Consider the following 26,485-nt stretch of genomic DNA (forward strand, 5'->3'; position numbering starts at 1 on the left):
CGGCCGCCAGGCTTGAGCACGCGTGGAGCGCTCGCCATACTGCGAGCACTCTCGCACGAGCTCTCCCACATGCGCCTGCCGCTGGTCTACCACGACGATTACAGTCCGCCCTTCCCGGCCAACCACCGCTTCCCCATGGAGAAATTCCGCCTGCTGCGCGATCACCTGGTAGGCAGCGGCCTGTGCACGGACGCCGAACTGCTACGTCCCGAACTGTGTCCGCCCGAGGTGCTGGCCCTGGTTCACTGCCCGGCGTATATCGAACGCTATGCCAGTGGTGCGCTGGCCCATGAGGAACAGCGTCGCCTTGGGCTACCCTGGAGCCCAGCCCTCGCGCAGCGCACCATTCGCGCCGTCGGCGGTTCGCTGCTGGCGGCCGAACAAGCCCTGCAACATGGCCTTGCCTGCCACCTGGCCGGCGGCACCCACCATGCCCATTACGATTATCCGGCCGGCTTCTGCATTTTTAATGACCTGGCGGTAATCAGTCAGTACCTGCTGGCTAGCGGTAAAGCGCAGCGCGTGCTGATCTTCGACTGCGACGTGCACCAGGGCGACGGCACCGCGCGCCTGCTGGAAAACACCCCGGACGCCATCACCGTGTCCCTGCACTGCGAGAAAAATTACCCGGCACGCAAGGCCGCCAGCGACTGGGATATCCCGCTGCCCAACGGCATGGCCGATGACGCCTACCTCAAGGTGGTCAACGACACCCTCAACTACCTGCTGCCGTTGTACCAACCGGATATCGTGCTCTACGACGCCGGCGTCGACGTGCACCAGCACGATGCCCTCGGCTACCTCAACCTCACAGATGCCGGCCTCGCCGCACGCGACGAGGCCGTACTCAACCACTGCCTGGGCCGCGACATCCCGGTAGCTGGGGTGATCGGCGGCGGCTACGACAAGGACCGCACGGCTCTGGCCAAACGGCACGGGATACTGCACCACAGCGCCGCCAAGGTCTGGCAGGCGCGTGAGCTGGGATAAAAGCAACACGTGCGCGGTCACATCGCGCATCAGCACGACCAAGGAATCTCGCACGCCATGAACGGAAAACTCAGCACACTGCCAACCCTGCTGGCCACCCTCGCCTTCGGCATCAGCAGTGCCGCGCCAGCAGCCGATACGCTGCAATCGCTGGTGGACGCCACCATCCGCCCGGTGATGGCGGAATATGACATCGCCGGCATGGCCGTGGCGATCAGCCACAACGGCCAGGCGCACTACTTCAACTATGGCGTGGCACGCCTGGACGACCAGCAGCCCGTGACCAGCGATACCCTGTTCGAAATCGGCTCAGTCAGCAAAACCTTCACCGCCACCCTCGCCGCCCTGGCCCAGACCACCGGCAAGCTGAGCCTCGCGGACAGCGCCGGCCAGCATTGGCCCGAGCTACGCGGTAGCCCGCTGGAGCACGCCAGCCTGCTTAACCTCGGCACCTACACCGCCGGAGGACTGCCGCTGCAATTTCCCGACAAGGTGACCGACCAGGCCAGCATGCTCGCCTATTACCGCCAGTGGCGGCCCGAACATATCGCCGGCACCCACAGACGCTATTCCAACCCCAGCATCGGCCTGCTCGGCATGCTGACCGCGCGCAGCATGGGCCAACCGTTCGCCACGCTATTGGAAGGCACGCTGTTCCCCGCGTTCGGCATGCAGCACAGCTATATCCAGGTGCCTGCGGCGCAGATGCCGCGCTATGCCTACGGCTACACAAAAGACAATCAGCCGCTGCGAGTTACGCCAGGGATGCTCGACGCCGAAGCCTACGGGGTGAAAACCAACGCCAAGGATCTGCTGCGTTTTGTTCAGGCCAACATCAGCCCTGCTGGCCTCAACCCTGACCTGCAGCACGCTATCGGCATTACCCACGCCGGTTATTACCGCGTTGGCGAAATGACTCAGGGCCTCGGCTGGGAACGCTACCCCTACCCGATCAACCTGGAGCGCCTGCAAGCTGGCAACTCCCCAGCCATGGCTCTGGAATCGCAACCCGCTACGCGCCTAACCCCACCCGAACCAGAGCCGGGCGACAGCCTGTTCAATAAAACCGGCTCGACCAACGGCTTCGGCGCTTACGTTGTATTTATCCCCAGCCAACAGCTAGGTCTGGTCATGCTGGCCAACAAAAACTACCCCAACGCTGCCAGAATCAAAGCCGCACACGCCCTACTGAGCGCACTGGATACGCACGCCACCACACACTGAATGGAATACCGCCATGGATGACTCGTTTGCCCTGAACAAAGCCAACTGGGACGAACGCGCCGCCTTGCATGCGGCTTCGCCCGATTACCAAATTAAGCTGTTTATCGCCTCGCCCGAGCATTTATCCGAAGTCGTGCGTTTTGATCTGCCGCGCCTCGGTGATATCCGCGGCCTGCACGCGGTGCACCTGCAGTGCCATATCGGCACCGACACCCTGTCGCTAGCTCGCCTAGGCGCGCAGATGAGCGGCCTAGATTTTTCCGCCGCCTCACTGGAGCAGGCCAACCGATTGGCGAGCACCTGTGGCGAATACATCGAGTACGTCGAAGCCTCGGTCTACGACGCCGCTAAGGTGCTCGGCGCGCACTCGTTCGACTTGGTCTACACCGGCATCGGTGCGCTGAACTGGCTACCGCACATCGATGACTGGGCGCGCAATGTCGCCGCCCTGCTCAAGCCTGGCGGACGCCTGTTTCTGCGAGAAATGCACCCCGTGCTAATGACGCTCGACCAGGACTGTGAGGACGCCCTGCAGATGATCCATTCCTACTTTGAACATAACGAGCCGCAGATCTGGGATGACGAAAACACCTACGTAGCAACCGACACCCCGCTGACCGCCACCACCACTCATGAATGGAACCACGGCCTGGGCGAAATCATTACGGCACTGCTGCGCCACGGCATGCACTTGTCCGCACTGGAAGAACACACCAGCATCCCCTGGGAAGCCCTGCCAGGCCAGATGAGCCTGGGTGAGGATGGCGAATGGCGGCTGAACAACCAGCCGGAAAGACTACCGCTGAGCTATACGCTGCAAGCGGTAAAGGCTGGCTAAACCGTAGGATGGCGTTGAGCGCAGCGATACCCATCGACAGATATCGCTGCAACGCCAGGAAAGTGATGGGTATCGTGATGCTCAACCTGCTCTAAAAATCCTGGCCCTTTCCCGACTAGCCCGAAGCAATCCACAATAGGCATGTTTTACTAGGGCCACATAAAGAGCGCAGAGCACCCGCAATGAGCGAGCAAAAAATCGAGCAGGGCTTTATCGACAAGCTAGTTGAGCTCAAGTACACCTACCGCCCCGATATCACCGACCGCGTATCGCTAGAGCGTAACTTTCGCGAGAAATTCGAGGCGCTCAACCGCGTCAATCTGACCGATGGCGAATTCGCCCGCCTGCTCGATGAGATTGTCACCCCTGATGTGTTTGCGGCGGCGCGCACCCTGCGTGAGCGCAATGCCTTCACCCGCGAAGACGGCACCCCGCTGAACTACACACTGGTCAATATCAAAGACTGGTGCAAAAACACCTTCGAGGTGGTCAACCAGCTGCGTATCAACACCGACAACAGCCACCACCGTTTTGACGTGCTCATCCTCATCAACGGTGTGCCGTGCGTTCAAGTTGAGCTGAAAACCCTGGGCGTTAACCCTCGCCGCGCCATGGAGCAAATCGTCGAATACAAAAACGACCCTGGCAACGGCTACAGCAAAACCTTGCTGTGCTTCCTGCAGATGTTCATCGTCAGCAACCGCGACAACACCTACTACTTCGCCAACAACAACGCCCGTCACTTCTCGTTCAACGCCGATGAGCGCTTCCTACCCATCTATCAGTTTGCTGACGAGGCGAACAAAAAGATCACCTACCTCGACCGCTTCGCCGAGACTTTCTTGGTCAAATGCACGCTTGGTCAAACGCTCAGCCGCTACATGGTGCTGATCGCCAGCGAACAGAAGCTCATGATGATGCGCCCGTATCAGGTCTATGCCGTCAAAGCCATTGTCGACTGCATCGAGCAAAACTGCGGCAACGGCTATATCTGGCACACCACCGGCAGCGGCAAAACCCTCACGTCCTTCAAAGCCTCCACCTTGCTCAAGGACAACCCAGAAATCGAGAAATGCCTGTTCGTGGTCGACCGTAAAGACCTCGACCGCCAGACCCGTGAGGAATTCAACAAATTCCAGGAAGGCTGCGTCGAGGAGAACACCAACACCGCTGCACTGGTACGCCGGCTGCTGTCCGAGGACTACGCCGACAAAGTAATCGTCACCACCATCCAGAAGCTCGGACTCGCCCTGGATGAAAGCAGCAAACGCAATAAACAGCGCAAACGCAACGACCAGCCGACCTACAAAGAGCTGTTGGCCCCACTGCGCGACAAACGCATTGTGTTTATCTTCGATGAATGCCACCGCTCGCAGTTTGGCGACAACCACAAAGCCATCAAAGCATTCTTCCCCAAAGCCCAGCTCTTTGGTTTTACCGGCACGCCCATCTTTGTAGAAAACTCATCACGGGTAAAAGTGGAAGGCGAGCAGGCGTCTTACCAAACCACTGTTGAACTGTTTGAGAAACGGCTTCACACCTACACCATTACCCACGCGATTGAAGACGCCAACGTGCTGCGCTTCCATATCGACTACTTCAAGCCAGAAGGCAAAAAAACGCCCAAGCCTGGGGAAGGTTTAGCCAAGCGCGCCGTGGTCGAAGCCATCCTCGCCAAGCACGACATGGCCACCGCCCAGCGCCGCTTCAATGCCATCCTGGCGACGGCCAGCATTAATGACGCCATCGAATACCACAGCCTGTTTGCCGACGTGCAACAAGCCAAACAACTGGCCGACCCGGACTACCAGCCGCTGAACATCGCCTGCGTATTCTCGCCGCCTGCCGAAGGCAATCCCGACGTCAAACAAATTCAGGAAGACCTGCCGCAAGAAAAGCACGACAACGAAGAAGACCCAGAAGGCAAAAAAGCCGCGCTCAAAGCCATCCTGGCCGCCTACAACAAGCGCTATGGCAGCAACCACAGCATCGGCGAGTTCGATCTCTACTACCAAGATGTGCAAAAGCGCATCAAAGACCAGCAGTGGCCCAATGCCGACCACCCGCATGCGCAGAAAATCGACATCACCATAGTGGTCGATATGCTGCTCACCGGCTTTGACTCCAAATACCTGAACACCCTGTACGTGGATAAAAACCTCAAGTACCACGGTTTGATCCAGGCCTTCTCGCGTACCAACCGCGTACTTAGTTCCGTCCAGTTACCTCACAAGGAGCCTACGGGGATAAAACCGTTCGGTAACATCCTCGACTTCCGCCATCAACAAGAGGCCGTGGATACAGCCATAAGCCTATTTTCTGGCGAAACACCCAGCCCACAGGCCCGCGAAATTTGGCTGGTAGACAAAGCCCCGGTGGTGATTGAAAAACTTCAGGCCGCAGTGCAAAAGCTCGATGATTTTATGCAATCCCAAGGCGTGGCCTGCGCGCCGGAGGCCGTGCACAACCTAAAAGGCGACGATGCTCGTGCAGCGTTTATCAGCCACTTCAAAGACGTGCAGCGCCTAAAAACCCAGCTCGACCAATACACCGACCTCACCGCCGACAACGCCGCCGCCATTGAACAGATTTTGCCCAAGGAAAGCCTGCTGGGCTTTCGCGGTGCCTATCTGGAAACGGCCCAACATCTCAAGGCCCAGCAGGGCAAGAACGACAAGGGCGAAGGTGACAAGAGCAAAGCCGTGGACCAGCTCGACTTCGAATTCGTGCTCTTCGCCTCTGCCGTGATTGACTACGACTACATCATGGGGCTGATGTCGCGCTTCTCACAGCAAGAGCCGAGCAAACAGAAGATGAGCCGCGATCAACTGATTGGCCTGATCCAGGCCGATGCCAAGTTTATGAACGAGCGCGAGGATATTGCCGCTTATATTGCCACCCTCAAGGCCGGCGAGGGCCTAAGCGAAATCGCGATCCGTGACGGGTATAGCCGCTTCAAGCAAAACAAAGACGCCGCCGAAATCGCGGATATTGCGATCAAACACAGGCTCGCCCCAGCCGCCTTGCAAGCCTTTGTCGAGGGCATTCTGCAACGTATGATCTTCGACGGCGAACAACTCAGCGACCTTATGGCCGCGCTTGATCTGGGCTGGAAGGCACGTGCAGAAGCAGAAGTGGAATTGATGAAAGAACTCTACAAACTCCTTATCAAACGTGCCCAAGGCCGCGAAATTTCAGGACTGAGCGCGTATGAATAGTAAGACACAAACAACCGACACGAGGAAAGACAGAAAGCCCGCGCTAGTGCCGAAGCTTCGGTTTCCGGAGTTTCGTGAGGCAGGTGACTGGACCACAGAAACGCTAGGTTCGCTGGTCACTATCAGCACCCAAAAAGTAGGCAGCAACACCTGCATCCCAATGAGCATCACATCTGGCGTAGGTTTGGTGAGCCAGCAGGAAAAGTTCGGACGGATTATCGCCGGAAACTCCTATAAAAATTACTTGCTCTTGAAACAAAACGACTTTGCCTACAACAAGAGCGCTACTAAAGAATATCCAGAGGGGTTCATCGCTCTGTATGTAGGTAGCGAGTTGGCTGCCGTGCCAAACAGCATATTCACCTGCTTTCGCGTTAAGGGGCTCTCTTCAGCCCCCCAATATTTGAACTACCTGTTTCTCGGCAACCTTCATGGACAGTGGTTGCGTAATTTTATTGAGGTTGGGGCTCGTGCTCACGGGTCACTGAGCATCAATGAAAGAGATTTACTTGCCTTGCCTGTGCCGTTACCAAAAGGGGAGCGATCTCTAGCCGAACAACAAAAAATCGCTGACTGCCTGATCTCGTTAGACGAGCTGATCGTCACGCAAGACCGCAAAGTGGATACCCTTAAAAAACATAAAAAAGGACTGATGCAACAGCTTTTCCCCCGAGAAGAAGAAACCCAACCCCGCATGCGCTTCCCTGAATTCCAAAACGCCGGGCAGTGGGAGGAAACGATTTTGGGGAAAATGGGCGAGCTCATAAACGGCCTGACATATAGTCCAGATGATGTACGTGAGTCTGGTCTATTGGTGCTGAGGTCATCGAATGTTAAAAATGGCGAGATAGCGCTTGATGATTGCGTCTTTGTTGACCCAGCCATCAAGGGCGCAAATTTATCTCAGCCAAATGATATTTTGATCTGTGTCAGAAACGGATCAAAAGCGTTGATCGGCAAAAGTGCTCTTATCCCTCGCGATATGCCGTTATGTACACACGGCGCGTTCATGACAATTTTCCGCGCTCAAGCTCCCCAATTTGTTTTCCAGCTGTTCCAGACGGCAAAATACCAAAAGCAAGTCGCAGGAGACCTTGGCGCTACGATTAACTCAATAAACGGCCGTCAACTTTTGAAATACAAGTTCATCGTTCCCAAGTCCGCCGAACAACAACGTATCGCAGACTGCCTTACCAGCCTTGACGCCCTGATCACTGCGCAAACACAAAAGCTCGAAACCCTCAAGAATCACAAAAAAGGGCTGATGCGGCAGCTCTTTCCGTTCATGACGGTGGTTGAGGCATGAGCAACGACCCCAAGATCAACAGGTATGCCAACCTCAAGACACTCGCTAGGAAGCTGCGCGGCGATCTAGGAGGGACCGATCTCATTCTCGTCTATGCATACAATCGGACCGGGAAAACGCGGCTCTCAATGGAATTCAAGGGCATCGGAAAGCGTAAGACGAAGAAGAATCCGGATGGCTTCGCGGATACCCTTTACTTCAATGCCTACACCGAGGATCTGTTCACTTGGGACAATGACATTGAGAATGACACTGCTCGCGGTCTAGAAATAAACCAGGCATCGCGATTCTTTGATGGATTCAAGAACGAGCCTCTGGAGCCGGCTATTGATGAGTACTTGCAGCGCTATGCCGACTTTGACTTTGACTTCAAGTACCAAGAAGTGCAGCTGGGCAACGAGTCCTTTTACCGGCCAGTGTTCGTTAGCTTCCGCAAAGGGGAGCAGTTACACATCAAAATATCCCGTGGTGAGCAGAACATCTTCATCTGGTGCGTCTTCATGGCCATCTGTGATCAGCTTTTGAAGTATCCCGACGCTTATCCGGCGGTGAAGCACGTCTATATCGACGATCCAATTTCATCACTGGACGATAACAACGCCATCTCCGTCGCCTGCGACCTCGCCAAACTCCTTCGTCGAGCAGCGAGCAGGACAGCACAGGATGGCGCAGCGGCTCCTGTGAAGATCGTTTTCTCTTCCCACCACGCCCTCTTTTTCAATGTGATGTGCAATGAAATTGGGAGGGCAAAGGAAGGAGAACCGAAGGTGTCTCACAAGCGCTACTACCTGCACCGCGCTAATAGTGAGGATGCCTTCACCCTGCGGGCCACCGAGGACACGCCGTTTTTCCATCACGTTGCGGCACTCGCCGAACTGCAGGTGGCCGCCTATCACAACTCCGGCAAGCTCTACACCTTTCACTTCAATGCGCTGCGCAGCATCATGGAAAAAACTGCCTCGTTCTTTGGCCATGCCGATATTTCCTTCTGCCTTAAAGCGCTTGCGAGTGAGAAAGACACAGCACTCTACAACCGTGCCCTCCAGTTGCTGAGCCATGGAAAATACGCCATCCATGAGCCGACCGAAATGGGCGAGGACAACAAAGACCTGTTCCGCCGCATTCTCAAAGACTTCATAAGCACCTTTAAATTTGCCCTGCCTGACCTATCGGGTGCGGAACCAGCGCCGGCTGCTCCCACCTCAGGCCCAAAAGCGAAACCAGCACATGAATGACACCAACAGAAAACAACTTGGCCAAACCCTTTGGGCCATTGCTGATCAACTGCGCGGAGCTATGGATGCGGACGACTTCCGCGACTACATGCTGTCCTTCCTTTTCCTGCGCTACCTCTCGGACAACTACGAGATCGCGGCCAAGAAGGAACTTGGAAAAGACTATCCAGAGTTGCTTACTGACGTTTTGCTAAAAAAGGGAGCATCGACTCCTCTGCAAGTCTGGTATGAGGGAAACAAAGCTGACATCCCGGCCTTTGAGAAGCAGATGCGCCGTAAGGTGCATTACGTCATTGAGCCCGCCCATCTGTGGAACAGCATCGCCAATATGGCCCGCACCCAGGACTATGAACTGCTCGCCACGTTGCAAGTAGGCTTTAAATACATCGAGACTGAGTCCTTTGAGAGCACCTTCCAGGGCCTTTTCTCGGAAATCGATCTGGGTTCCCCCAAGCTGGGCAGAAGCTATACGGAGCGCAACGCCAAGCTCTGCACCATCATCCAGAAAATCGCTGAGGGGCTGGCAGACTTCTCCACAGATATTGATGCGTTGGGCGACGCCTATGAATACCTGATCGGTCAGTTTGCCGCTGGCTCAGGCAAGAAGGCGGGCGAGTTCTACACGCCCCAACAGATCTCCGACATCCTATCTGCCATCGTCACCCTCGACAGCCAAGACCCAAAAACCGGCACCAAGAAGCGCCTAGAAAGTGTGCTGGACTTCGCTTGTGGCTCGGGCTCACTACTGCTGAATGTGCGCAAGCGCATGGGGCCACATGGCATTGGCAAGATTTACGGCCAGGAAAAAAATATCACCACCTACAACCTGGCTCGCATGAACATGCTGCTGCACGGGGTGAAGGATACCGAGTTCGATATTTACCACGGCGACACCCTGAGCAACGATTGGGACATTCTGCGCGAGCTAAACCCTGCTAAAAAGCCAACGTTCGATGCGATCGTCGCCAACCCGCCCTTCAGCTACCGCTGGGACCCGACAGAAGCCATAGCCGATGATGTGCGCTTCAAAAACCACGGTCTTGCCCCCAAGTCGGCTGCCGACTTTGCCTTTCTGCTGCACGGCTTTCACTTTTTAAAAGACGAAGGCGTGATGGCCATTATCCTGCCCCACGGCGTGCTGTTCCGAGGCGGTGCTGAGGAGCGAATTCGGACCAAGCTGCTAAAAGACGGCCACATCGACACCGTGATCGGCTTGCCATCCAACCTGTTTTATTCAACAGGTATCCCGGTGTGCATTCTCGTGCTTAAGAAGTGCAAGCAACCAGACGACGTGCTGTTCATCAACGCGTCTGAACACTTCATCAAAGGTAAGCGCCAGAACCAACTGACCGACGAGAACATTGCCAAAATCATCGATACCTATCAGTTCCGCAAAGAGGAACCCCGCTATGCTCGCCGCGTGGAGATGGGGGAGATCGAAAAGAACGACTACAACCTGAATATTTCCCGCTACATCAGCACGGCGAGTGCCGAGACCGAGATTGAGTTAGAGGAAGTACATGACGAGCTGGTTGAGCTGGAAAAAGCTATTCAGCAGGCACGAGACAAACACAATACCTTCCTCAAAGAGCTGGGCCTGCCCCCATTAGTCTGAGCCGCAGACAGGGATAACAACCGTAGGATGGCGTTGAGCGCAGCGATACCCATCGACAGGTATCGCTTCGTCGCCAGACAGAGTGATGGGTATCGCGATGCTCAACCTGCGCGGCCCGACCCATCCACGTACTACGCAAAGCCCAAACCTACTCTGCCAACACCTTATCCAGCGCCTGTTCCAAGGTCGCCACGCTGCGGTCGATATTGCCCAGCTTATCCAGCCCGAACAGGCCGAGGCGGAAGGTCTGGAAGTCCGCTGGCTCGTCGCATTGCAGCGGCACGCCAGCGGCGATCTGTAGGCCTTGGTCGGCGAATTTGCTGCCGTTTTTGATCTGTGCATCAGTGGTGTAGCAAACCACTACGCCAGGAGCTTCGAAGCCTGGCGCGGCGACGCTTTTAAAGCCTTTGCTGGCCAGCATGGCGCGCACGCGATCACCCAGTTCCTGTTGTTGCTGGCGCACGCTGGCGAAACCAATGGCGGCGGCCTCACGCATGGCATCGCGAAAACGCGCCAGAGCATCGCTGGGCATGGTGGCGTGGTAGGCGTGACCGCCCTGCTCGTAGGCCTGCATGATCTGCAGCCATTTTTTCAGGTCGCAGGCAAAGCTGGTGCTCTGGGTCGCCTCAACGCGCGCCTGAGCGGCTTCGCTAAGCATCACCAAGGCGCAACAGGGCGAGGCGCTCCAGCCTTTTTGCGGGGCGCTGATCAGCACGTCGATGCCGCAGGCCTGCATGTCCACCCAGAGCGTGCCGGAGGCGATGCAGTCGAGCACAAACAAACCACCGACCGCATGTACGGCATCCGCCACGGCACGCAGGTAGCCGTCGGGCAGGATCATCCCGGAGGAGGTTTCCACGTGCGGGGCGAACACTACCTGGGGCTTTTCTGCGGCGATGGTCGCCAGCACATCGGTCAACGGTGGCGGGCTAAACGCAGTCTGGCTGCCCTCGGCTATCGGCCGGGCCTTGAGCACAATCGATTCAGAGGGGATCTGGCCCATCTCGAAAATCTGCGTCCAGCGGTAACTGAACCAGCCATTGCGGATCACCATGCACTTCTGCCCAGTGGCCAACTGACGCGCCACGGCTTCCATGCCATAGGTACCGCTACCCGGCACGATGGCCACGGCTTGCGCGTTGTAAACCTGCTTCAGGGTGCTGGATATCTCCCTCATCACGCCCTGGAACGCCTGCGACATATGGTTGAGGGAGCGGTCGGTGTAGACCACCGAGTATTCGATCAGGCCGTCAGGGTCGATGCTGGGGTAGAGGTCAGACATACAGGGCTCCAGTCAGAAAAAAGCGCAACCACGACCCTGCCCGAAGCTCGCCGAAATGACAAGGTCAAGGCTGCCTCGGTTAGAATGCCAGCCCGTTAACTGCACCGATCTCGTCATGACCGCCACGATCCAACCGCCTGCTCCTCGCGTTGCCATTATCGGCGGCGGCCCTGCCGGGCTAATGGCGGCCGAGGTATTGGCCCAGGGCGGCGTGCAGGTCGCACTGTATGACGGCATGCCCTCGGTAGGGCGCAAGTTCCTGCTGGCCGGGGTTGGCGGTATGAACATCACCCATTCCGAAGCCAAACCAGCCTTTATCGGCCGTTATGGCCAGCGCCAAGGCGAGGTGGCCAAGCTGCTGCAGGACTTCGATGCTGACGCCCTGCGCGCCTGGATTCACGGCCTGGGCATCGACACCTTTGTTGGCACCTCGGGCCGCGTGTTCCCCTCCGATATGAAGGCCGCACCGCTGCTGCGCGCCTGGCTCAAGCGTCTGCGTGAGCTCGGCGTACAGCTTCATACCCGCCATCGCTGGCTGGGCTGGGATGAGCAAGGCGCCCTGCGCATTGCTTCGCCAGACGGCGAGCGCGCCGTAACAGCTGATGCCACCCTGCTCGCGCTGGGCGGCGGTAGCTGGGCGCGGCTAGGCTCAGACGGTGCCTGGGTGCCACTGTTACAAGCGCGCGGCGTACAGATCGCGCCTTTGCAGCCAAGCAATTGCGGCTTTGATGTCAGCGCTTGGAGCCCATTGCTGCGCGATAAATTCGCCGGCGCGCCGCTGAAAAATGTCAGCCTGCGCCTGCCTGACGCAACCCCACGTCTGGGTGAGTTCGTGCTAACCGCCAGCGGTATCGAGGGCAGCCTGGTGTATGCCCTGTCGGCGGATATTCGCGAAACCATCAACCGTCACGGCAGCGCGACTATTTACCTCGACCTGCTGCCACAAACCCCAACGGCCAAGCTACAAGCGGCGCTTAACAATCCACGCGGCTCGCAATCGATGGCCAAACACCTGCATCGTCAAGCCGGTATCGATGGTGTTAAGGCAGCCCTGCTGCGCGAATTAGCCAGCGCTGAGTGCTTCAACGACCCACTGCAACTGGCCAGTGCGATCAAAGCCCTGCCCATCACATTGATCCGCCCACGCCCGCTAGACGAAGCGATCAGCAGCGCCGGCGGCGTGCCGTTTGAGCAATTGACGCCCCATCTGATGCTCAAACAATTGCCCGGCACCTTCTGCGCCGGGGAAATGCTCGACTGGGAAGCCCCCACCGGCGGTTACCTGCTGACCGCCTGCTTCGCCAGCGGGCGCAATGCCGCCCTTGGCATCCTCAGCTGGCTGCAACACCCAGCAGAATAAGCTGCAACACACACAGCCTAAGCGGCTATGCTTGAACGAAACCGCCCGAGAGCGGCGCTCTTCAACGCGCACAGGTAATTCTTAGCCTTGATTCCTCTAGTGGTCTGTGACGACTCTAATATGGCGCGCAAGCAATTGATCCGCGCGCTGCCACCTGAATGGCCGGTCAGCATCAGCCAAGCCACCAATGGCCAAGAAGCGCTTGCAGCATTGCGCCAAGGGCTAGGCCAAGTAATGTTGCTTGATCTGACCATGCCGGTGCTCGATGGCTATGAAACCCTGGCAGCTATGCGCGCCGAAGGTTTGGCCTGCAAAGTGGTGGTGGTATCCGGTGACGTGCAAGATGAAGCCGTACGGCGGGTCAAAGAACTCGGCGCCCTGGCTTTTATCAAGAAGCCAGCCGATCCCGAGATACTGCGCAGCACCCTGATCGAACTCGGCCTGTTTGACCCCAATGCAAAACCCGCCCCGTCCACCCAGACCGCCGTACTGGACGAGCTGAAAGTCAATTTCCGCGACGCCCTGCGTGAAGTGACCAACGTCGCCATGGGCCGTGCGGCGGCGCTACTGGCCAAGGCACTCGGGGTATTCGTGCAACTGCCCGTACCGCAGGTGAATATCTTTGAAGTCAGCGAACTGCACATGACCCTGACCGATGCCATGCAAGGTGAGCGCATGAGTGCGGTGTGTCAGGGCTTTATCGGTGACGGCATCGCAGGTGAGTCGCTGCTGCTGTTTCATGACTCAGAAGTGGCCGACATGGCACGCCTGCTCAACTGGCAGCCAAAGGACGATCTGGAAACCTCAGAGATGCTTCTGGATCTGGCCAGCATCCTGATCGGCGCGTGCCTGTCAGGCATTGCCGAGCAAATCGACGTGCGTTTTTCCCAAGGCCACCCGCAACTGCTTGGCCAGCACTCTTCCATAGAGCAACTGATTCACCTCAACCAAAAACGCTGGCGAAAAACCCTGGCGATTGAAGTGAGTTACAGCCTGGAGGCGCACAACATTCACTTTGATCTGCTGCTGCTGTTTACCGAAGACTCAATCAAGCGCCTGACCAACAAGATCAACTACCTGATGAACTAGGCGGTACGTTCATGCCCGCACAGATTGATATTAAAGAAGTGCACTGGCTGCTCGACATCGTGCAGTGCATCGATGTCGGCGTCATCGTTCTCGACCGTAAATACCAGGTCGAGGTGTGGAACAGCTTTATGGAAAACCACTCCGGCATGGGCCCGGATGAGGTGCACGGCAAAACCCTGTTCAGCCTGTTCCCGGAAATCGACGAGACCTGGCTACGGCGCAAGGTCGACACCGTGGTGCAACTGGGCACCCGCGCCTTTAGCTTGTGGGAACAGCACCCCTACCTGATGCACTTCAAGAACTACCAGCCGATCACCGGCCAGGAAGACTTTATGTACCAGAACGTCACCCTACTGCCGCTGGCCGGTGGCGCGGGTGAAGTCGAGCATATCTGCGTGGTGATCTACGACATGACCGCTGCCGCAACCCACAAAAAGCAACTGGCTGCAGCCCAGGCAAGTCGCTAACCTGCCTCTCGCCAGGCCCCACAGAGGGCCGGCGCATCCGTTATCAGCCTGTTCTGACCATTGCCCGTACAGGATACGCCCCCGATGTTGCAAAGCGTTGAACTGAAAACCTTCGTGCCAGCCCGTGATTTTGCTTTGAGCCAAGCGTTCTATCAGGCGCTAGGTTTCAAACCTGGCTGGGTCGGCGATGATCTGGCTTATTTCAGCCATGGTGATCACTGCGCCTTTCTGCTGCAGAACTTTTACGTCAAAGAGCAGGCAGAGAACTTCGTTATGCACCTGTTGGTCGAGGATGTGGATGCATGGTGGCAAAAGGTCGTAGATGAGCGGCTCGACGAGCGCTTTGAGGTGCGCCTGGTAGCGCCACAGGATCAAACCTGGGGCATGCGCGACTTCGTGATCTTCGACCCCAGCGGCGTACTCTGGCGCATTGCGCAGAACATTTAGCCTATCTGGTGGACAAGCTTCGCGTTGTCCACCCTACGGCTGCCTTTTCCACCTTGCGGCAGAGGTTACTTAGCAAACTTGCCGGGCTTGCCCGCTTTACCACCAAAGCTCGGCACCTTGCGCACGGCTTTCACCGCAGGTGCTGCCGGCGCATCGGCTTCCATCCAGCGGCCCAAACTACCGCCCTTGCCGCCGCCGACCACTTTCGGCTTCTTGGCTTTCTTCGGCTTTTTCACCACCTGGCCCCCAGGCAACGTCTGCGGCACACGATGGTCGGGGATAAAGTCGGGCTCGTCGACGCGCTGCAGCACCTGCTGCGTCAGGGTTTCGATGGCCGAAAGCAACTGCACTTCATCGGCGCAAACCAGTGATACTGCCTGCCCCACAGCACCAGCACGCCCGGTACGCCCGATACGGTGCACATAGTCTTCAGCGACGATGGGCAGGTCGAAGTTGACCACCAGCGGCATGTCGTCGATATCCAGACCACGGGCCGCCACATCGGTGGCCACGAGCACCTTGACCTCGCCATCCTTGAAACGCTGCAAGGCCCGCTGGCGAGTAGCCTGGGGTTTGTCGCCATGAATCGAATCGGCGCTGATGCCGTGGCGCTGCATCTCGGCTTCCAGCTCATCGACGCCCTTGCGGGTTTTCACGAAGACCAAAGCCTGGCTCCAGCGTTTACTTTGGTAGAGGTGCAGGAACAGTTCGGTCTTGCGCTTCTTGTCCACTGGGATCAGCCACTGCTTGACCGACTTGGCGGCGGCATTGCGCGGACTGACTTCAATGCTCAGCGGGTCATTGAGCATTTCGCCGGCCATGCTGCGGATCGCCTCGGAGAAGGTCGCGGAGAACAGCAGAGTTTGGCGCTTTTTCGGCAGTGCACGGAACACGCTCTCCAACTCGTTGGCAAAGCCCAGGTCGAGCATGCGGTCGGCTTCATCCAGCACCAGGGTCTGCACCTGGTTGAACTTCACCGCGTTCTGTCGATAGAGGTCGAGCAAACGGCCCGGAGTGGCCACCAGCACGTCCACGCCTTTGCGCAGCTTCATCATCTGCGGGTTGATACTGACGCCGCCATACACCGCATAACTGCGCAGCGGCAGGTCCTGCCCGTAGGTGATAAAGCTCTGCAGCACCTGCTCGGCCAGCTCGCGAGTGGGCACCAGCACCAATGCGCGCACCGAATTGCTGGCCACCTGCGGGCCTTCCATCATCAGCCGTTGCAGCACCGGCAGGGCAAAGCCGGCGGTCTTGCCCGTGCCGGTCTGCGCCGCAGCCATCAGGTCGCGACCCTGCAGGACCGGCACGATGGCCTGGGCCTGCACTGCGGTGGGGGTTTTATAGTCGAGGCTGTCGAGGGTGCGCAGCAAAGGCTCGATCAGGCCGAGAGAGGCAAAGGTCATAGGGCGTACCACAAAGGGCTAAAAGTCGATGGCGCTGAGTTTATCCTGCCTGGGTGCAAACGGCCCGGTTGTCTTCAGCAGGCCATCAATACAAAGCCCGGATTAATCCGGGCTTTGGCAGCGAGCGTAAACGCGCTGGATCAGAACCTGCTTACGATCTCGCGAGCTAGAGCCATGCAAGGCAAAAACAGGCGAGGAAGCGGAGTTTACTGGTGTAAATGAGCATTCCAAGCCTGTTTTTAACGCGGCAGGGCCGACGCGCAGCAGATCGTAAGCAGGTTCTCAGGGCTTGTGCGGGCGCGAGAGAAACTCATGCGACTGCATTTCCAACAGCCGGCTGAGCGTACGTTGGAATTCGAACGTCAGGCGACCACCGGTATAGAGGTCTTTCAGCTCCACCTCGGCGGAGATGATCAGCTTGACGTTGCGGTCGTAGAACTCGTCCACCAGGTTGATAAAGCGCCGCGCCATATCGTCTTTGGCGGTGCTCATCTGCTCGACGTTAGATAACAGCACCGCATGGTAGACCTTGCCCAGCTCGATGTAGTCGTTCTGGCTGCGTGGGCCGTCGCACAGTTCGCGAAAGTCGAACCAGGCCACGTCGTCACCCACCTTGCGCGCAACAATGGCGCGGTTTTCGATCATCAGCGGCTCGTTTTCCTCGACCTTACAGCCCTCGGGCAGCAGGCTGAAAAAACTCTTCTGCAAGCTTTCTTCAGCTGCCGCATCCAACGGCCAATGGAACAGCTCGGCTTGCTCAAGGGCACGCAGGCGGTAGTCGATGCCGCTGTCGACGTTGACGATTTCGGTGTGCTGCTTGAGCAGGGCAATGGCCGGCAAGAAGCGCGCGCGCTGCAGACCATCTTTGTAGAGACCATCGGGCACGATATTGGAGGTCGCTACAAGGCTGACGCCATTCTTGAACAACTCTTCCATTAGAGTCGCCAGGATCATCGCGTCGGTAATGTCGGAGACGAAGAACTCGTCGAAACAGATCACCCGCGCCTCGTCGGCGAAGCGCTTGCCGATAATCGTCAGCGGGTTCTTTTCGCCCTTCAGGGTGCGCATTTCTTCATGTACACGCTTCATAAAGCGGTGGAAGTGGGTGCGCACCTTGCGCTCGAACGGCAGTGCATCGAAGAAGGTATCGACCAAATACGTTTTACCGCGACCGACGCCACCCCAGAAATACAGGCCCTTGACCGGCTCCTGCGACTTTTTACCGAACAGCTTGCCGAACAAACCGCTGCTGCTGTTTTCGCTGGCAATCAGGTCGTCATAAAGACGCTGCAAATGGCGCACTGCCGTTTCCTGAGCCGCGTCATGGAAAAAGTCGGGGCGTTTGAGGTCAGCCTGGTAGCGTTCTAGGGGCGTCATAAGTCGTTTAGAGCCTGTTCAAAGTCTGCTGCGCGTAGAGCCTGCTGCATTAGAAGCAGGCTCTACGCCGGGCAAGTAAAACGGGGGCGTCACTTTAGCGACGCCCCCGTTGGTTGGCAATCAGCCAGCACGGCTAAGCGAAGAAAAACCGATTAGCGTGCCTCATCCTGCCTAGTGCTTATTCAGCAGGTGCCAATGCCTCACGCAAGCGCTGGATCGCCGCATCGCAGGCACTGCTGTCGGCAAACTCCGGGCTATGCGCCACACATTCGCCGTCCAACCAGACGCCGAAGCCGCCGTCCTGCTCACGCACATCCAGCGCTTCGCCGGATTGCAGGCGCTTGTTGACCATGCCTGCCGCCTTGCCATCGGCAAACGATTTGGACAGCAGCAACTGTTCGCCAGCGGCATCCAGCAGGCGGAAACGGAAACTGCCGTCGTCATCGCGGAAGCTGACAAAACGCGCGCCCTTGCTGGCTTTCTTCTTCTCGCCTGCGGTATTGACTGCTTGGCTACGGAAAGAGCGCAAGCCAACGGCCTCACGCAGCTCACCGAGGAACGGCGTGGCGATCTTGCGCGCCTTGGCAGCGCCTGACAGGAGAATATCCTCCAGGTCGGCGGGCTTACTGATCAGCGCGTGGTAACGCTCGCGCGCTTCTCCCAGCTCGGCTTCCAGCAGGTTAACCAGCGCCTGCTTGGCCTCGCCCCAGCCCAACCCACCTTCCAGTGCCGCACGGAAATCCGCCTGCTGGGTGGGTGCGGCAAAGGCTTGATACAGGGTGAACAGGTGTGAGTTATCCGGATCTTTTGCTTCGCCCGGCAACTTCGAGTCGGTGACGACGCGCGCTACGGCATCCTTGAGCTGCTTGGCACTGCCAAACAAGGGAATGGTGTTGTCGTAGCTCTTGCTCATCTTGCGACCGTCGAGGCCTGGCAATGTCGCCACGTCTTCCTCGATAACCGCCTCGGGCAAGGTGAACAGCTCTTTGCCATTACCAAACAAGTGGTTGAAGCGCTGAGCGATATCGCGAGCCATTTCCACGTGTTGGATCTGATCACGGCCAACGGGCACTTTGTGTGCGTTGAACATCAGGATGTCCGCCGCCATCAAAACCGGATAGCTGAACAATCCCATGGTGATACCGGCATCCGGGTCTTCACCCTGCTCGACGTTCTTATCCACAGAGGCTTTGTAGGCGTGAGCACGGTTGAGCAGTCCCTTGCCGGCAACGCAGGTGAGCAACCAGCATAGCTCGGGAATCTCAGGGATATCCGACTGGCGGTAGAAGGTTGCCTTGTCGGTATCCAGCCCCAGCGCCAACCAGGTGGCTGCAATTTCCAAGCGTGAGCGCTGGATACGTGCCGGCTCGTCGCACTTGATCAGGGCATGGTAGTCGGCGAGAAAATAAAACGAATCAGCATCAGCGGCGCGGCTGGCGACGATGGCCGGGCGAATTGCCCCCGCATAGTTGCCCAGGTGCGGCGTGCCGGTGGTGGTGATGCCGGTAAGGATACGAGTGGTCATAACGTTCGCTTATCAACTCAGGCTAAGACAGCCTGCAGGGTCAGAGACGCGGCAGTAATAGATCTTTGAGATCCGTTAACTTGCCGTGAAAAAAGTGCCCGCATTCTGCCACTTTCAGCAGCTCATGGGCACGCCCGAGTTCCGCCGACCAGGCGTAAACCACCTGCGGGTCGATCACTTCATCGTCTTCTGGCTGGATCAGGATCAATGGGCAATTGCTCGCCGGCGGATTATCTGCGGTTAGCCGGTGCACCGCTGGGGCGACCATAAACAGCTTGTCGGGCGTTACCCCCTGAGCCTCCAGGCGCGCACCAAGCGCAGCGGCGACAAAGCCGCCAAAGGAAAAGCCCAGCAAGGCCAGTGGCAAATCGGGGTACTGTTCGCGCAGCCAGAGCGCCACAGCTTCAGCATCATCCACCTCGCCGCTGGCCATATCGTGGCTGCCGGCGCTGGCCCCGACACCACGGTAATTAAACCGCAACGTCGCCAAGCCACTGTCACGGGCAGTGCGCTGCAGGGTAGAAACAACCTTGTTGAGCATGGTGCCACCCTGTATCGGATTGGGATGGCAAATTAGCGCCACGCCACGTGCGTCAGGGGTATCCAGCCACAAGGCTTCAAGTTGGCCACTCGGGCCGGCAATCATTATGGGGGTTTCGCGGGTGAGCAACAGGGAACTCCGTGACCTCACAGTGGGTCGACTCGTCTAGCTGACAGCCTGCGCTGCATAAACAGCCATACTGCCGCACACATCTCGGCTATACAGCGCAGGTTCGAGCCGTTAACGTAAAGCAAAGCCGTTTAGAGAGGAAGGACTCGTGGAACAGACGCTTACCGCCTGGTTGCTACCCGCCATTACCCTGGTAGCCGGCATTGCCATTGGCTTCCTGATTGCGCGGCTGGCCCCCAACGCCGCCCCCAACCGTACCCAACGCCAACTGGACGAAATGCAGGAGCGTTTCGATAGCTATCAAAGTGAGGTGGTCAGCCATTTCAACACCACCGCCAGCATGGTGAAAAAACTCACCCAGAGCTATCAGGACGTGCAAGAGCACCTGTCTGATGGTGCCAATCGCCTGGCCCTAGATGAGCTGACCCGCCAACGCCTGCTTGCAGCACTGCACGCTGATGATGGCACCGAGAAACGCGAGCGCCTGACCCCGCCGAAAAACAACGAAATGCCTAAGGACTACGCGCCGAAAAGCGCCAATGTGCCGGGCATGCTCGACGCAACCTACGGCCTGAAGAACAAGTAATCGCTCGTAGGACACCCTGCAGCTCTGAGCAAAACCACGACGAAGCCCCGCTGGATTTATTCAGTGGGGCTTTTTCTTTCCCATGGTCGAGACCTCGGCCGCAGAAGCTCTTTTCTGCTTCTTTCATACTGGAGCCAATTACCACCCCGCCCCTCTGCCGGCACTACGGCTAAGTTCTGAGAGCGCAATGAAAACCCTGATTGCCATGATTATGCCCAGCCTACTGGTAGGCCTGGCTCACGCAGAGCAACTCACCTGCCGGGTGGTTGCCATCAGCGACGGCGACAGCTTCGACTGTGTAACCGCTGCAAACACGCAGATTCGCGTGCGCATGGCCGAAATCGATGCCCCCGAACGTAATCAACCTTACGGGCAACAAGCCAAGCAGGCTCTAGCAGGGTTAATTTACGACAAGTCGGCCATGCTGAAAGTGCACAGCATTGATCGCTTCGGCAGAACTTGGGCCCGCGTATTTATCGGCACACTCGATGTGAACTACACACTGGTTCAACAAGGCACGGCCTGGGCGTACAGCGAACAACTCAAGGATGAAAAGCTACGCGACGCCGAAACCTTCGCCCGCAACATGAATAAGGGACTGTGGGCGCAACCTGCCGAAGACATCGTCGCACCGTGGAAGTGGCGCTATGCAGGTAGGATCAACCAACACGCCAAACAACAACTTCGCCCGAAGACCTCGTTCTCACAATTTTAGACCTCACGCAGCGACGGCCCGCAAGCTGTCCGCAGGTGGGACAGGCCATAAAAAAACCCGCACTAGGCGGGTTTTTTATAACGAGGCAGCGGCTTAAATCGCGCCACGCTCACGCAGCAGAGCCAATACCTGTTTGACGCTCTCCTCTACGGACACCGCCTGCGTATCGATTACCAGATCGGCATTCAGCGGCACGTCATACGGGAAGGACTCACCCGGGATATTGTCGCCACCGGCGGCATACAGCCCTTGCGGATCACGCTCAGCGCAAACCTGCGGCGACGCCTGCACGTATACGGTGATCAAGCGCTCAGCGCCAATCAGCGCCTTGGCCTGTTCACGGCCTTCGGCATCCGGTGCGACAAACGCAGCCAACGTCAGCAGGCCTGCCTCGTTAAACTGACGCGCCACATGCGCAGCACGACGCCAGTTCTCGGTACGCCCGGCACGGTCCTGCGGCAAGCCCTTGTTCAGGTCGTGGCGCAGGTTCTGCCCATCCAGCACATACACGGCACGACCCGAGTCGAACAGCTTGCGCTCCACGGCATAGGCCAACGTGCTCTTGCCAGCTCCAGACAAGCCGCTGAACAACACGGTGGCAGGCTGCTGACCGAAGCGTGTCGCACGCTCTTCGGTGGAAACATGAGCCAGCGCGCCGTGATGACCAGCAGAGCCCTGGGCGCCGACTGGCTCAGCGATAATCATGCCGGCACCGACGGTGCCATTGGTCAGGCGGTCGATGATGATAAAGGAACCAGTAGTGCGGTTGTGTGCGTAGCCGTCCAACGCAATCGGTGCATCCAGGGCAATGCGCACCTGGCCGATTTCGTTGAGTTGCAAGCTGCTCGCCGCGCCCTCTTCCAGGGTATTTACATCAACCCGGTGAGCGATGCTGGCAATCGAGCCAGGCACATAACTGGTGGCGCGCTTGATGTCATATTTCTTGCCCGGCAGCATCGGCTCTTCAGCCATCCAAACCAGCATGGCATCAAAGCTGTCACTGATCTGTGGGCGGTTGTCGCCATGCACCAGCATGTCGCCACGCGATACGTCGATCTCATCTTCCAGGGTGATGGTGATCGCCTGGCCTGGACCGGCCTGCTCCAGCTCACCCTCAAAGGTGACGATGGATTTGACCTTGCTACCCTTGCCCGACGGCAGCGCGATGACTTCGTCACCCTTGCGCACAATGCCGCTGGCCAGGGTGCCGGCAAAGCCACGGAAATTCAGATTCGGCCGATTGACGTACTGCACCGGGAAGCGCAGATCGTCGAAATTACGGTCGCCTGCCACTTCCACGGTTTCAAGAATCTCCATCAACGACTGGCCGGTGTACCAAGGCGATTGCTCGCTCTTGTTGACCACGTTGTCGCCCTTCAGCGCCGACATCGGCACGAAGTGCATCGAGCTTGGCTTGAAGGCAATGCCTTCGACAAACTTCAGGTAATCGGCCTTGATCTGCTCAAATACGCCCTGATCGAAGCCTTTGAGGTCCATCTTGTTGACCGCAATGACGATGTGCTTGATGCCCAGCAAGGAGGCAATAAAGCTGTGGCGCTTGGTCTGGGTCTGCACGCCGTAACGGGCGTCGATCAGAATGATCGCCAGGTCGCAGTTGGATGCGCCAGTCGCCATGTTGCGGGTGTACTGCTCATGGCCGGGGGTGTCGGCGATGATGAACTTGCGCTTGGTGGTGCTGAAATAGCGGTAGGCCACATCGATAGTGATGCCCTGCTCGCGCTCAGCCTGCAGGCCGTCAACCAGCAGCGCCAAATCGACCTCTTCACCCGTGGTGCCGGATTTCTTCGAGTCTTTGGTGATGGCGTCCAGATGGTCTTCATAGATCATCTTGGAGTCATGCAGCAGGCGGCCGATCAGGGTGCTTTTGCCGTCATCGACGTTGCCGCAGGTGAGAAAGCGCAGCAGCTCTTTACGCTCGTGCTGGCCGAGGTAGGCGAGGATGTCCTCACTGATCAAATCGGATTGATGCGACATATTAACCCCTTGCTTAGAAATAGCCCTGACGTTTCTTCTCTTCCATCGAGCCGGAGGAGTCATGGTCGATGACTCGGCCTTGGCGCTCAGAGGTTTTGGCCAACAGCATTTCCTGAATAATCTCCGGCAAGCTGGTTGCCGTGGACTCCACCGCGCCGGTCAGCGGGTAGCAGCCCAGCGTGCGGAAGCGCACCATCTTTTTATGGATACTGGCTTTTTGCTCTGGGGTGAGGTGTTCGAGGATGCGCTCGTCGTCGATCATGATCAGCGCGCCATTCATCTCGATAACTTCGCGCTCGGCGGCGAAATACAGCGGCACGATCGGGATGCTTTCCAAGTAGATGTACTGCCAGATATCCAGCTCGGTCCAGTTGGACAGCGGGAATACCCGGATCGACTCGCCCTTCTTGACGTTGCCGTTGTACACATTCCACAGCTCGGGCCGCTGATTCTTCGGGTCCCAGCGGTGCTTGCTGTCGCGGAAGGAATACACGCGTTCTTTGGCGCGGGACTTCTCTTCATCGCGGCGCGCGCCACCGAAGGCGGCGTCGAAACCGTACTTGTCCAGCGCCTGCTTGAGGCCCTCGGTCTTCATCACGTCGGTGTGCTTGGCACTACCGTAAGTGAAGGGGTTCATGTCCTGCGCCACGCCATCGGGGTTGGTGTGGGTAATCAGGTCCAGACCGTACTCGTTAACCATCTTCTCGCGGAAGCTGTACATCTCCTGAAACTTCCAGCGCGTATCGACGTGCATCACCGGGAACGGCAGCTTCCCCGGAAAGAACGCTTTGCGTGCCAGGTGCAGCATCACGGCAGAGTCTTTACCGATGGAATAGAGCATTACCGGGTTGTCGAATTCGGCGGCCACTTCACGAATGATGTGGATACTTTCCGCCTCCAGCTGTTTCAGGTGGGTCAGTTTATCGAGCATGGCTACTCACGAATGCGATGTGTTTGGGCCGGCGGGCCGTGGACGAGCGCGCACTCTAGCACAGCACCCTCTTCTATTCAGGGGGCCGGTTAGATCGAAACGATCTAGCTTTATACCGGCAGGAAAGGCCTCTGCGGCGCATCAGATGGGGTTAGGGCAATCGATAAACAAATGCTCGATGGCAAACCGCCTAGCCAGGTAATCACCCAACGCCTGCACACCGTAACGCTCAGTGGCATGGTGACCGGCAGCAATAAAGCTGACGGCATTTTCACGAGCACTGTGAAAGGTTTGCTCGGAGGCTTCCCCCGTCAGGTAGAGGTCAACGCCTGCGGCAATCGCTTGGTCGATATAGCCCTGACCACCGCCCGTACACCACCCCACTCGGCGGATCATTTCATTGCCGGCAACCAACAGCGGCTCACGGCCGAGCACTCGCTGTACATGGTCAGCGAAATCACGCGGGCTCATGGCTTCAGTCAATGAGCCAATCAAGCCGACAGTACGTGGGTTATCTGGCTCCAGCGGCCCCTCAACAGTGATGCCCAGTTGCGCAGCCAACTGCACGTTATTGCCTACTTCAGCATGCACATCGAGCGGCAGGTGATAGGCCAGCAGGCTGATATCGTTGGCCAGCAGGGTTTTCAGGCGGCGCTGCTTGATTCCGGTGATGCACGGATTTTCGCCCTTCCAGAAGTAGCCATGGTGCACCAGCACCACGTCGGCTTGCGCCTCCACGGCGGCATCAAGCAAAGCCTGGCTGGCAGTCACCCCACTGACGATACGCCGCACCTGCGGACGCCCCTCGACCTGCAGGCCATTGGGGCAGTAATCACTGATGCGCGCGGCATTCAAATAACGGTCGGCTTCGCCTACTAGAGTCGCCAAAGCAATGGCCATAGTGTTTCCTTATCAATAGTTGCGAGACGCTGCTTTATTGTCGGCCGCTTCTCTATAATGGCGCACCTTAAGGGGCGCACCTGCCCCCTGCAACTCTCAGGATTGGATCGATGTTCAAGGCCCTGCGTTTCCTCGGCTGGCCCCTGCTGGTCGGCGTGCTATCGGCACTGCTGGTCATGCAGTATTTCCCGCAATGGGTCGGTTTACCGGGGCAGGATGTGCATGTGCGCCAAGCGCCCTTCTATAGCCGCATGCAAGAAGGGCCGGTGTCCTATGCCGATGCAGTGACCCAGGCCTCACCGGCCGTGGCCAACCTGTACACCACCAAATTCGTCAACAAACCCACGCACCCGCTGTTCGAAGACCCGCAGTTCCGCAAGTTTTTCGGCGACAACCTGCCCAAGCAACGGCGCATGGAATCGAGCCTCGGTTCGGCGGTAATCATGAGCCCGGAAGGTTACCTGCTGACTAACAACCACGTGGTCGCCGATGCTGACCAGATCGTCGTGGCGCTGAAAGATGGCCGCGAAACCCTCGCACGGCTAATTGGCAGCGACCCGGAAACCGACCTCGCCGTATTGAAGATAGACCTCAAGAACCTGCCATCCATCACTCTCGGCCGCTCGGACAATATCCGCATCGGCGACGTCAGCCTGGCCATTGGCAACCCGTTCGGCGTCGGCCAAACCGTGACCATGGGCATCATCAGCGCCACCGGGCGCAACCAGCTGGGCCTCAATACCTACGAGGACTTTATCCAGACCGACGCGGCGATCAACCCCGGCAACTCGGGCGGTGCACTGGTGGATGCCTACGGCAACCTGGTTGGCATCAACACGGCGATTTTCTCCAAATCAGGTGGATCGCAAGGCATCGGTTTCGCCATCCCCACCAAGTTAGCGATGGACGTGATGCAGGCGATTATTGAGCATGGCCAAGTGATTCGTGGCTGGCTGGGCATTGAAGTGCAACCACTGACGCCAGAATTGGCCGAATCCTTTGGCCTGGATGGACGTCCCGGCATTGTCGTCGCTGGCATCTACCGTGACGGCCCAGCACAAAAGGCCGGCTTACAGCCCGGCGACCTGATCCTCAGTATTGATGGCGAAGCAGCAGGTGATGGCCGCAGCTCGATGAATCAGGTGGCTCGCACCAAGCCTGGCGAGGAAATCAGCATCGACATCCTGCGCAACGGCAAGCCGCTGAAACTAACTGCGGAAATCGGCGTAAGGCCACCCGTCAACGCGAACTGACCGCCATGTCTTACGCGCTGGCTCGCCAGCAAATCAACAGACAATAAAAAGCCGGA

Annotated in this window: 22 protein-coding genes; 14 read left to right on the plus strand and 8 right to left on the minus strand. The window is 57.9% G+C overall.

What is annotated here, in order from left to right; all coding sequences use genetic code 11:
- Nucleotides 1-69 precede the first annotated feature (69 nt).
- The 7 genes from VCA57_RS14275 to VCA57_RS14305 all read left to right on the plus strand — a co-directional run bounded on the left by VCA57_RS14275 (nt 70) and on the right by VCA57_RS14305 (nt 10,426).
- Entirely contained in the window at nt 70-990 is a 921-nt protein-coding gene (locus VCA57_RS14275) for a histone deacetylase (protein ID WP_411185712.1), read from the plus strand.
- A 57-nt stretch (nt 991-1,047) separates the two neighbouring features.
- On the plus strand, nt 1,048-2,214 hold the full coding sequence (gene ampC, locus VCA57_RS14280) for a class C beta-lactamase (RefSeq protein WP_411185713.1): 1,167 nt from the start codon (nt 1,048-1,050) through the stop codon (nt 2,212-2,214).
- A 13-nt stretch (nt 2,215-2,227) separates the two neighbouring features.
- Nucleotides 2,228-3,052 (plus strand): class I SAM-dependent methyltransferase, encoded by an 825-nt coding sequence (locus tag VCA57_RS14285; RefSeq protein ID WP_411185714.1) that lies wholly within the window; start codon nt 2,228-2,230, stop codon nt 3,050-3,052.
- 182 nt (nt 3,053-3,234) lie between these two features.
- Entirely contained in the window at nt 3,235-6,270 is a 3,036-nt protein-coding gene (locus tag VCA57_RS14290) for a type I restriction endonuclease subunit R (RefSeq protein ID WP_411185715.1), read from the plus strand.
- Nucleotides 6,263-7,576, plus strand: coding sequence for a restriction endonuclease subunit S (locus VCA57_RS14295; protein ID WP_411185717.1), 1,314 nt, complete (start codon nt 6,263-6,265; stop codon nt 7,574-7,576). Before VCA57_RS14290 ends, VCA57_RS14295 begins: the two co-directional genes overlap by 8 nt.
- Nucleotides 7,573-8,811, plus strand: coding sequence for an anticodon nuclease (locus VCA57_RS14300; protein ID WP_411185718.1), 1,239 nt, complete (start codon nt 7,573-7,575; stop codon nt 8,809-8,811). Before VCA57_RS14295 ends, VCA57_RS14300 begins: the two co-directional genes overlap by 4 nt.
- On the plus strand, nt 8,804-10,426 hold the full coding sequence (locus tag VCA57_RS14305) for a type I restriction-modification system subunit M (RefSeq protein WP_411185719.1): 1,623 nt from the start codon (nt 8,804-8,806) through the stop codon (nt 10,424-10,426). The genes VCA57_RS14300 and VCA57_RS14305 overlap by 8 nt, the downstream gene beginning before the upstream one ends.
- Before the next feature lie 148 nt (nt 10,427-10,574).
- Here VCA57_RS14305 and VCA57_RS14310 read toward each other — a convergent pair whose 3' ends face one another.
- Complete coding sequence (locus VCA57_RS14310) at nt 10,575-11,708, minus strand: aminotransferase class V-fold PLP-dependent enzyme (protein ID WP_411185721.1); 1,134 nt, start codon at nt 11,706-11,708, stop codon at nt 10,575-10,577.
- 115 nt (nt 11,709-11,823) lie between these two features.
- Here VCA57_RS14310 and VCA57_RS14315 point away from each other — a divergent pair, with 115 nt between their 5' ends.
- From VCA57_RS14315 to VCA57_RS14330, 4 genes are all read left to right on the plus strand, one after another.
- Nucleotides 11,824-13,068 carry a TIGR03862 family flavoprotein gene (locus tag VCA57_RS14315; protein ID WP_411185722.1) on the plus strand — a complete coding sequence of 415 codons (1,245 nt, stop codon included), beginning with the start codon at nt 11,824-11,826 and terminating at the stop codon, nt 13,066-13,068.
- Between the two features lie 120 nt (nt 13,069-13,188).
- Nucleotides 13,189-14,157, plus strand: coding sequence for a response regulator (locus tag VCA57_RS14320; protein ID WP_411185723.1), 969 nt, complete (start codon nt 13,189-13,191; stop codon nt 14,155-14,157).
- An 11-nt stretch (nt 14,158-14,168) separates the two neighbouring features.
- Nucleotides 14,169-14,624, plus strand: a complete 456-nt coding sequence (locus VCA57_RS14325; RefSeq protein WP_411185724.1) for a PAS domain-containing protein — start codon at nt 14,169-14,171, stop codon at nt 14,622-14,624.
- A gap of 84 nt (nt 14,625-14,708) precedes the next feature.
- On the plus strand, nt 14,709-15,071 hold the full coding sequence (locus tag VCA57_RS14330; RefSeq protein WP_411185726.1) for a VOC family protein: 363 nt from the start codon (nt 14,709-14,711) through the stop codon (nt 15,069-15,071).
- Nucleotides 15,072-15,136: 65 nt separating this feature from the next.
- Here VCA57_RS14330 and VCA57_RS14335 read toward each other — a convergent pair whose 3' ends face one another.
- The 4 genes from VCA57_RS14335 to VCA57_RS14350 form a co-directional block, all read right to left on the minus strand.
- On the minus strand, nt 15,137-16,477 hold the full coding sequence (locus tag VCA57_RS14335) for a DEAD/DEAH box helicase (RefSeq protein ID WP_411185727.1): 1,341 nt from the start codon (nt 16,475-16,477) through the stop codon (nt 15,137-15,139).
- 282 nt (nt 16,478-16,759) lie between these two features.
- Entirely contained in the window at nt 16,760-17,854 is a 1,095-nt protein-coding gene (gene zapE / locus VCA57_RS14340) for a cell division protein ZapE (protein WP_411185728.1), read from the minus strand.
- Nucleotides 17,855-18,032: 178 nt separating this feature from the next.
- The gene (locus tag VCA57_RS14345; protein ID WP_411185729.1) at nt 18,033-19,379 is read right to left on the minus strand and encodes a tryptophan--tRNA ligase; all 1,347 of its coding nucleotides are present in this window, start codon (nt 19,377-19,379) and stop codon (nt 18,033-18,035) included.
- A 40-nt stretch (nt 19,380-19,419) separates the two neighbouring features.
- Nucleotides 19,420-20,049: an alpha/beta hydrolase gene (locus VCA57_RS14350; protein WP_411185730.1), complete on the minus strand. Its 630-nt coding sequence runs from the start codon at nt 20,047-20,049 to the stop codon at nt 19,420-19,422.
- 148 nt (nt 20,050-20,197) lie between these two features.
- Here VCA57_RS14350 and VCA57_RS14355 point away from each other — a divergent pair, with 148 nt between their 5' ends.
- Both VCA57_RS14355 and VCA57_RS14360 read left to right on the plus strand, forming a co-directional pair.
- Nucleotides 20,198-20,635: a YhcB family protein gene (locus VCA57_RS14355; protein ID WP_411185731.1), complete on the plus strand. Its 438-nt coding sequence runs from the start codon at nt 20,198-20,200 to the stop codon at nt 20,633-20,635.
- Nucleotides 20,636-20,822: 187 nt separating this feature from the next.
- Entirely contained in the window at nt 20,823-21,350 is a 528-nt protein-coding gene (locus VCA57_RS14360; RefSeq protein ID WP_411185732.1) for a thermonuclease family protein, read from the plus strand.
- Nucleotides 21,351-21,443: 93 nt separating this feature from the next.
- On the opposite strand, the gene cysN is transcribed toward VCA57_RS14360, so the two are convergent.
- The 3 genes from cysN to VCA57_RS14375 all read right to left on the minus strand — a co-directional run bounded on the left by cysN (nt 21,444) and on the right by VCA57_RS14375 (nt 25,176).
- Nucleotides 21,444-23,345, minus strand: a complete 1,902-nt coding sequence (cysN, locus tag VCA57_RS14365) for a sulfate adenylyltransferase subunit CysN (protein WP_411185733.1) — start codon at nt 23,343-23,345, stop codon at nt 21,444-21,446.
- A 13-nt stretch (nt 23,346-23,358) separates the two neighbouring features.
- Nucleotides 23,359-24,276 carry a sulfate adenylyltransferase subunit CysD gene (gene cysD / locus VCA57_RS14370; RefSeq protein ID WP_411185734.1) on the minus strand — a complete coding sequence of 306 codons (918 nt, stop codon included), beginning with the start codon at nt 24,274-24,276 and terminating at the stop codon, nt 23,359-23,361.
- 141 nt (nt 24,277-24,417) lie between these two features.
- Nucleotides 24,418-25,176, minus strand: a complete 759-nt coding sequence (locus VCA57_RS14375; RefSeq protein ID WP_411185735.1) for a Nif3-like dinuclear metal center hexameric protein — start codon at nt 25,174-25,176, stop codon at nt 24,418-24,420.
- A gap of 110 nt (nt 25,177-25,286) precedes the next feature.
- On the opposite strand from VCA57_RS14375, the gene algW reads away from it, so the two are divergent.
- Nucleotides 25,287-26,429 carry a Do family serine endopeptidase AlgW gene (gene algW / locus VCA57_RS14380; protein WP_411185736.1) on the plus strand — a complete coding sequence of 381 codons (1,143 nt, stop codon included), beginning with the start codon at nt 25,287-25,289 and terminating at the stop codon, nt 26,427-26,429.
- The last annotated feature ends 56 nt before the right edge of the window (nt 26,430-26,485 follow it).

Origin of the sequence: Pseudomonas sp. (genome assembly GCF_046581935.1) — a bacterium.
GTDB lineage: Bacteria > Pseudomonadota > Gammaproteobacteria > Pseudomonadales > Pseudomonadaceae > Aquipseudomonas.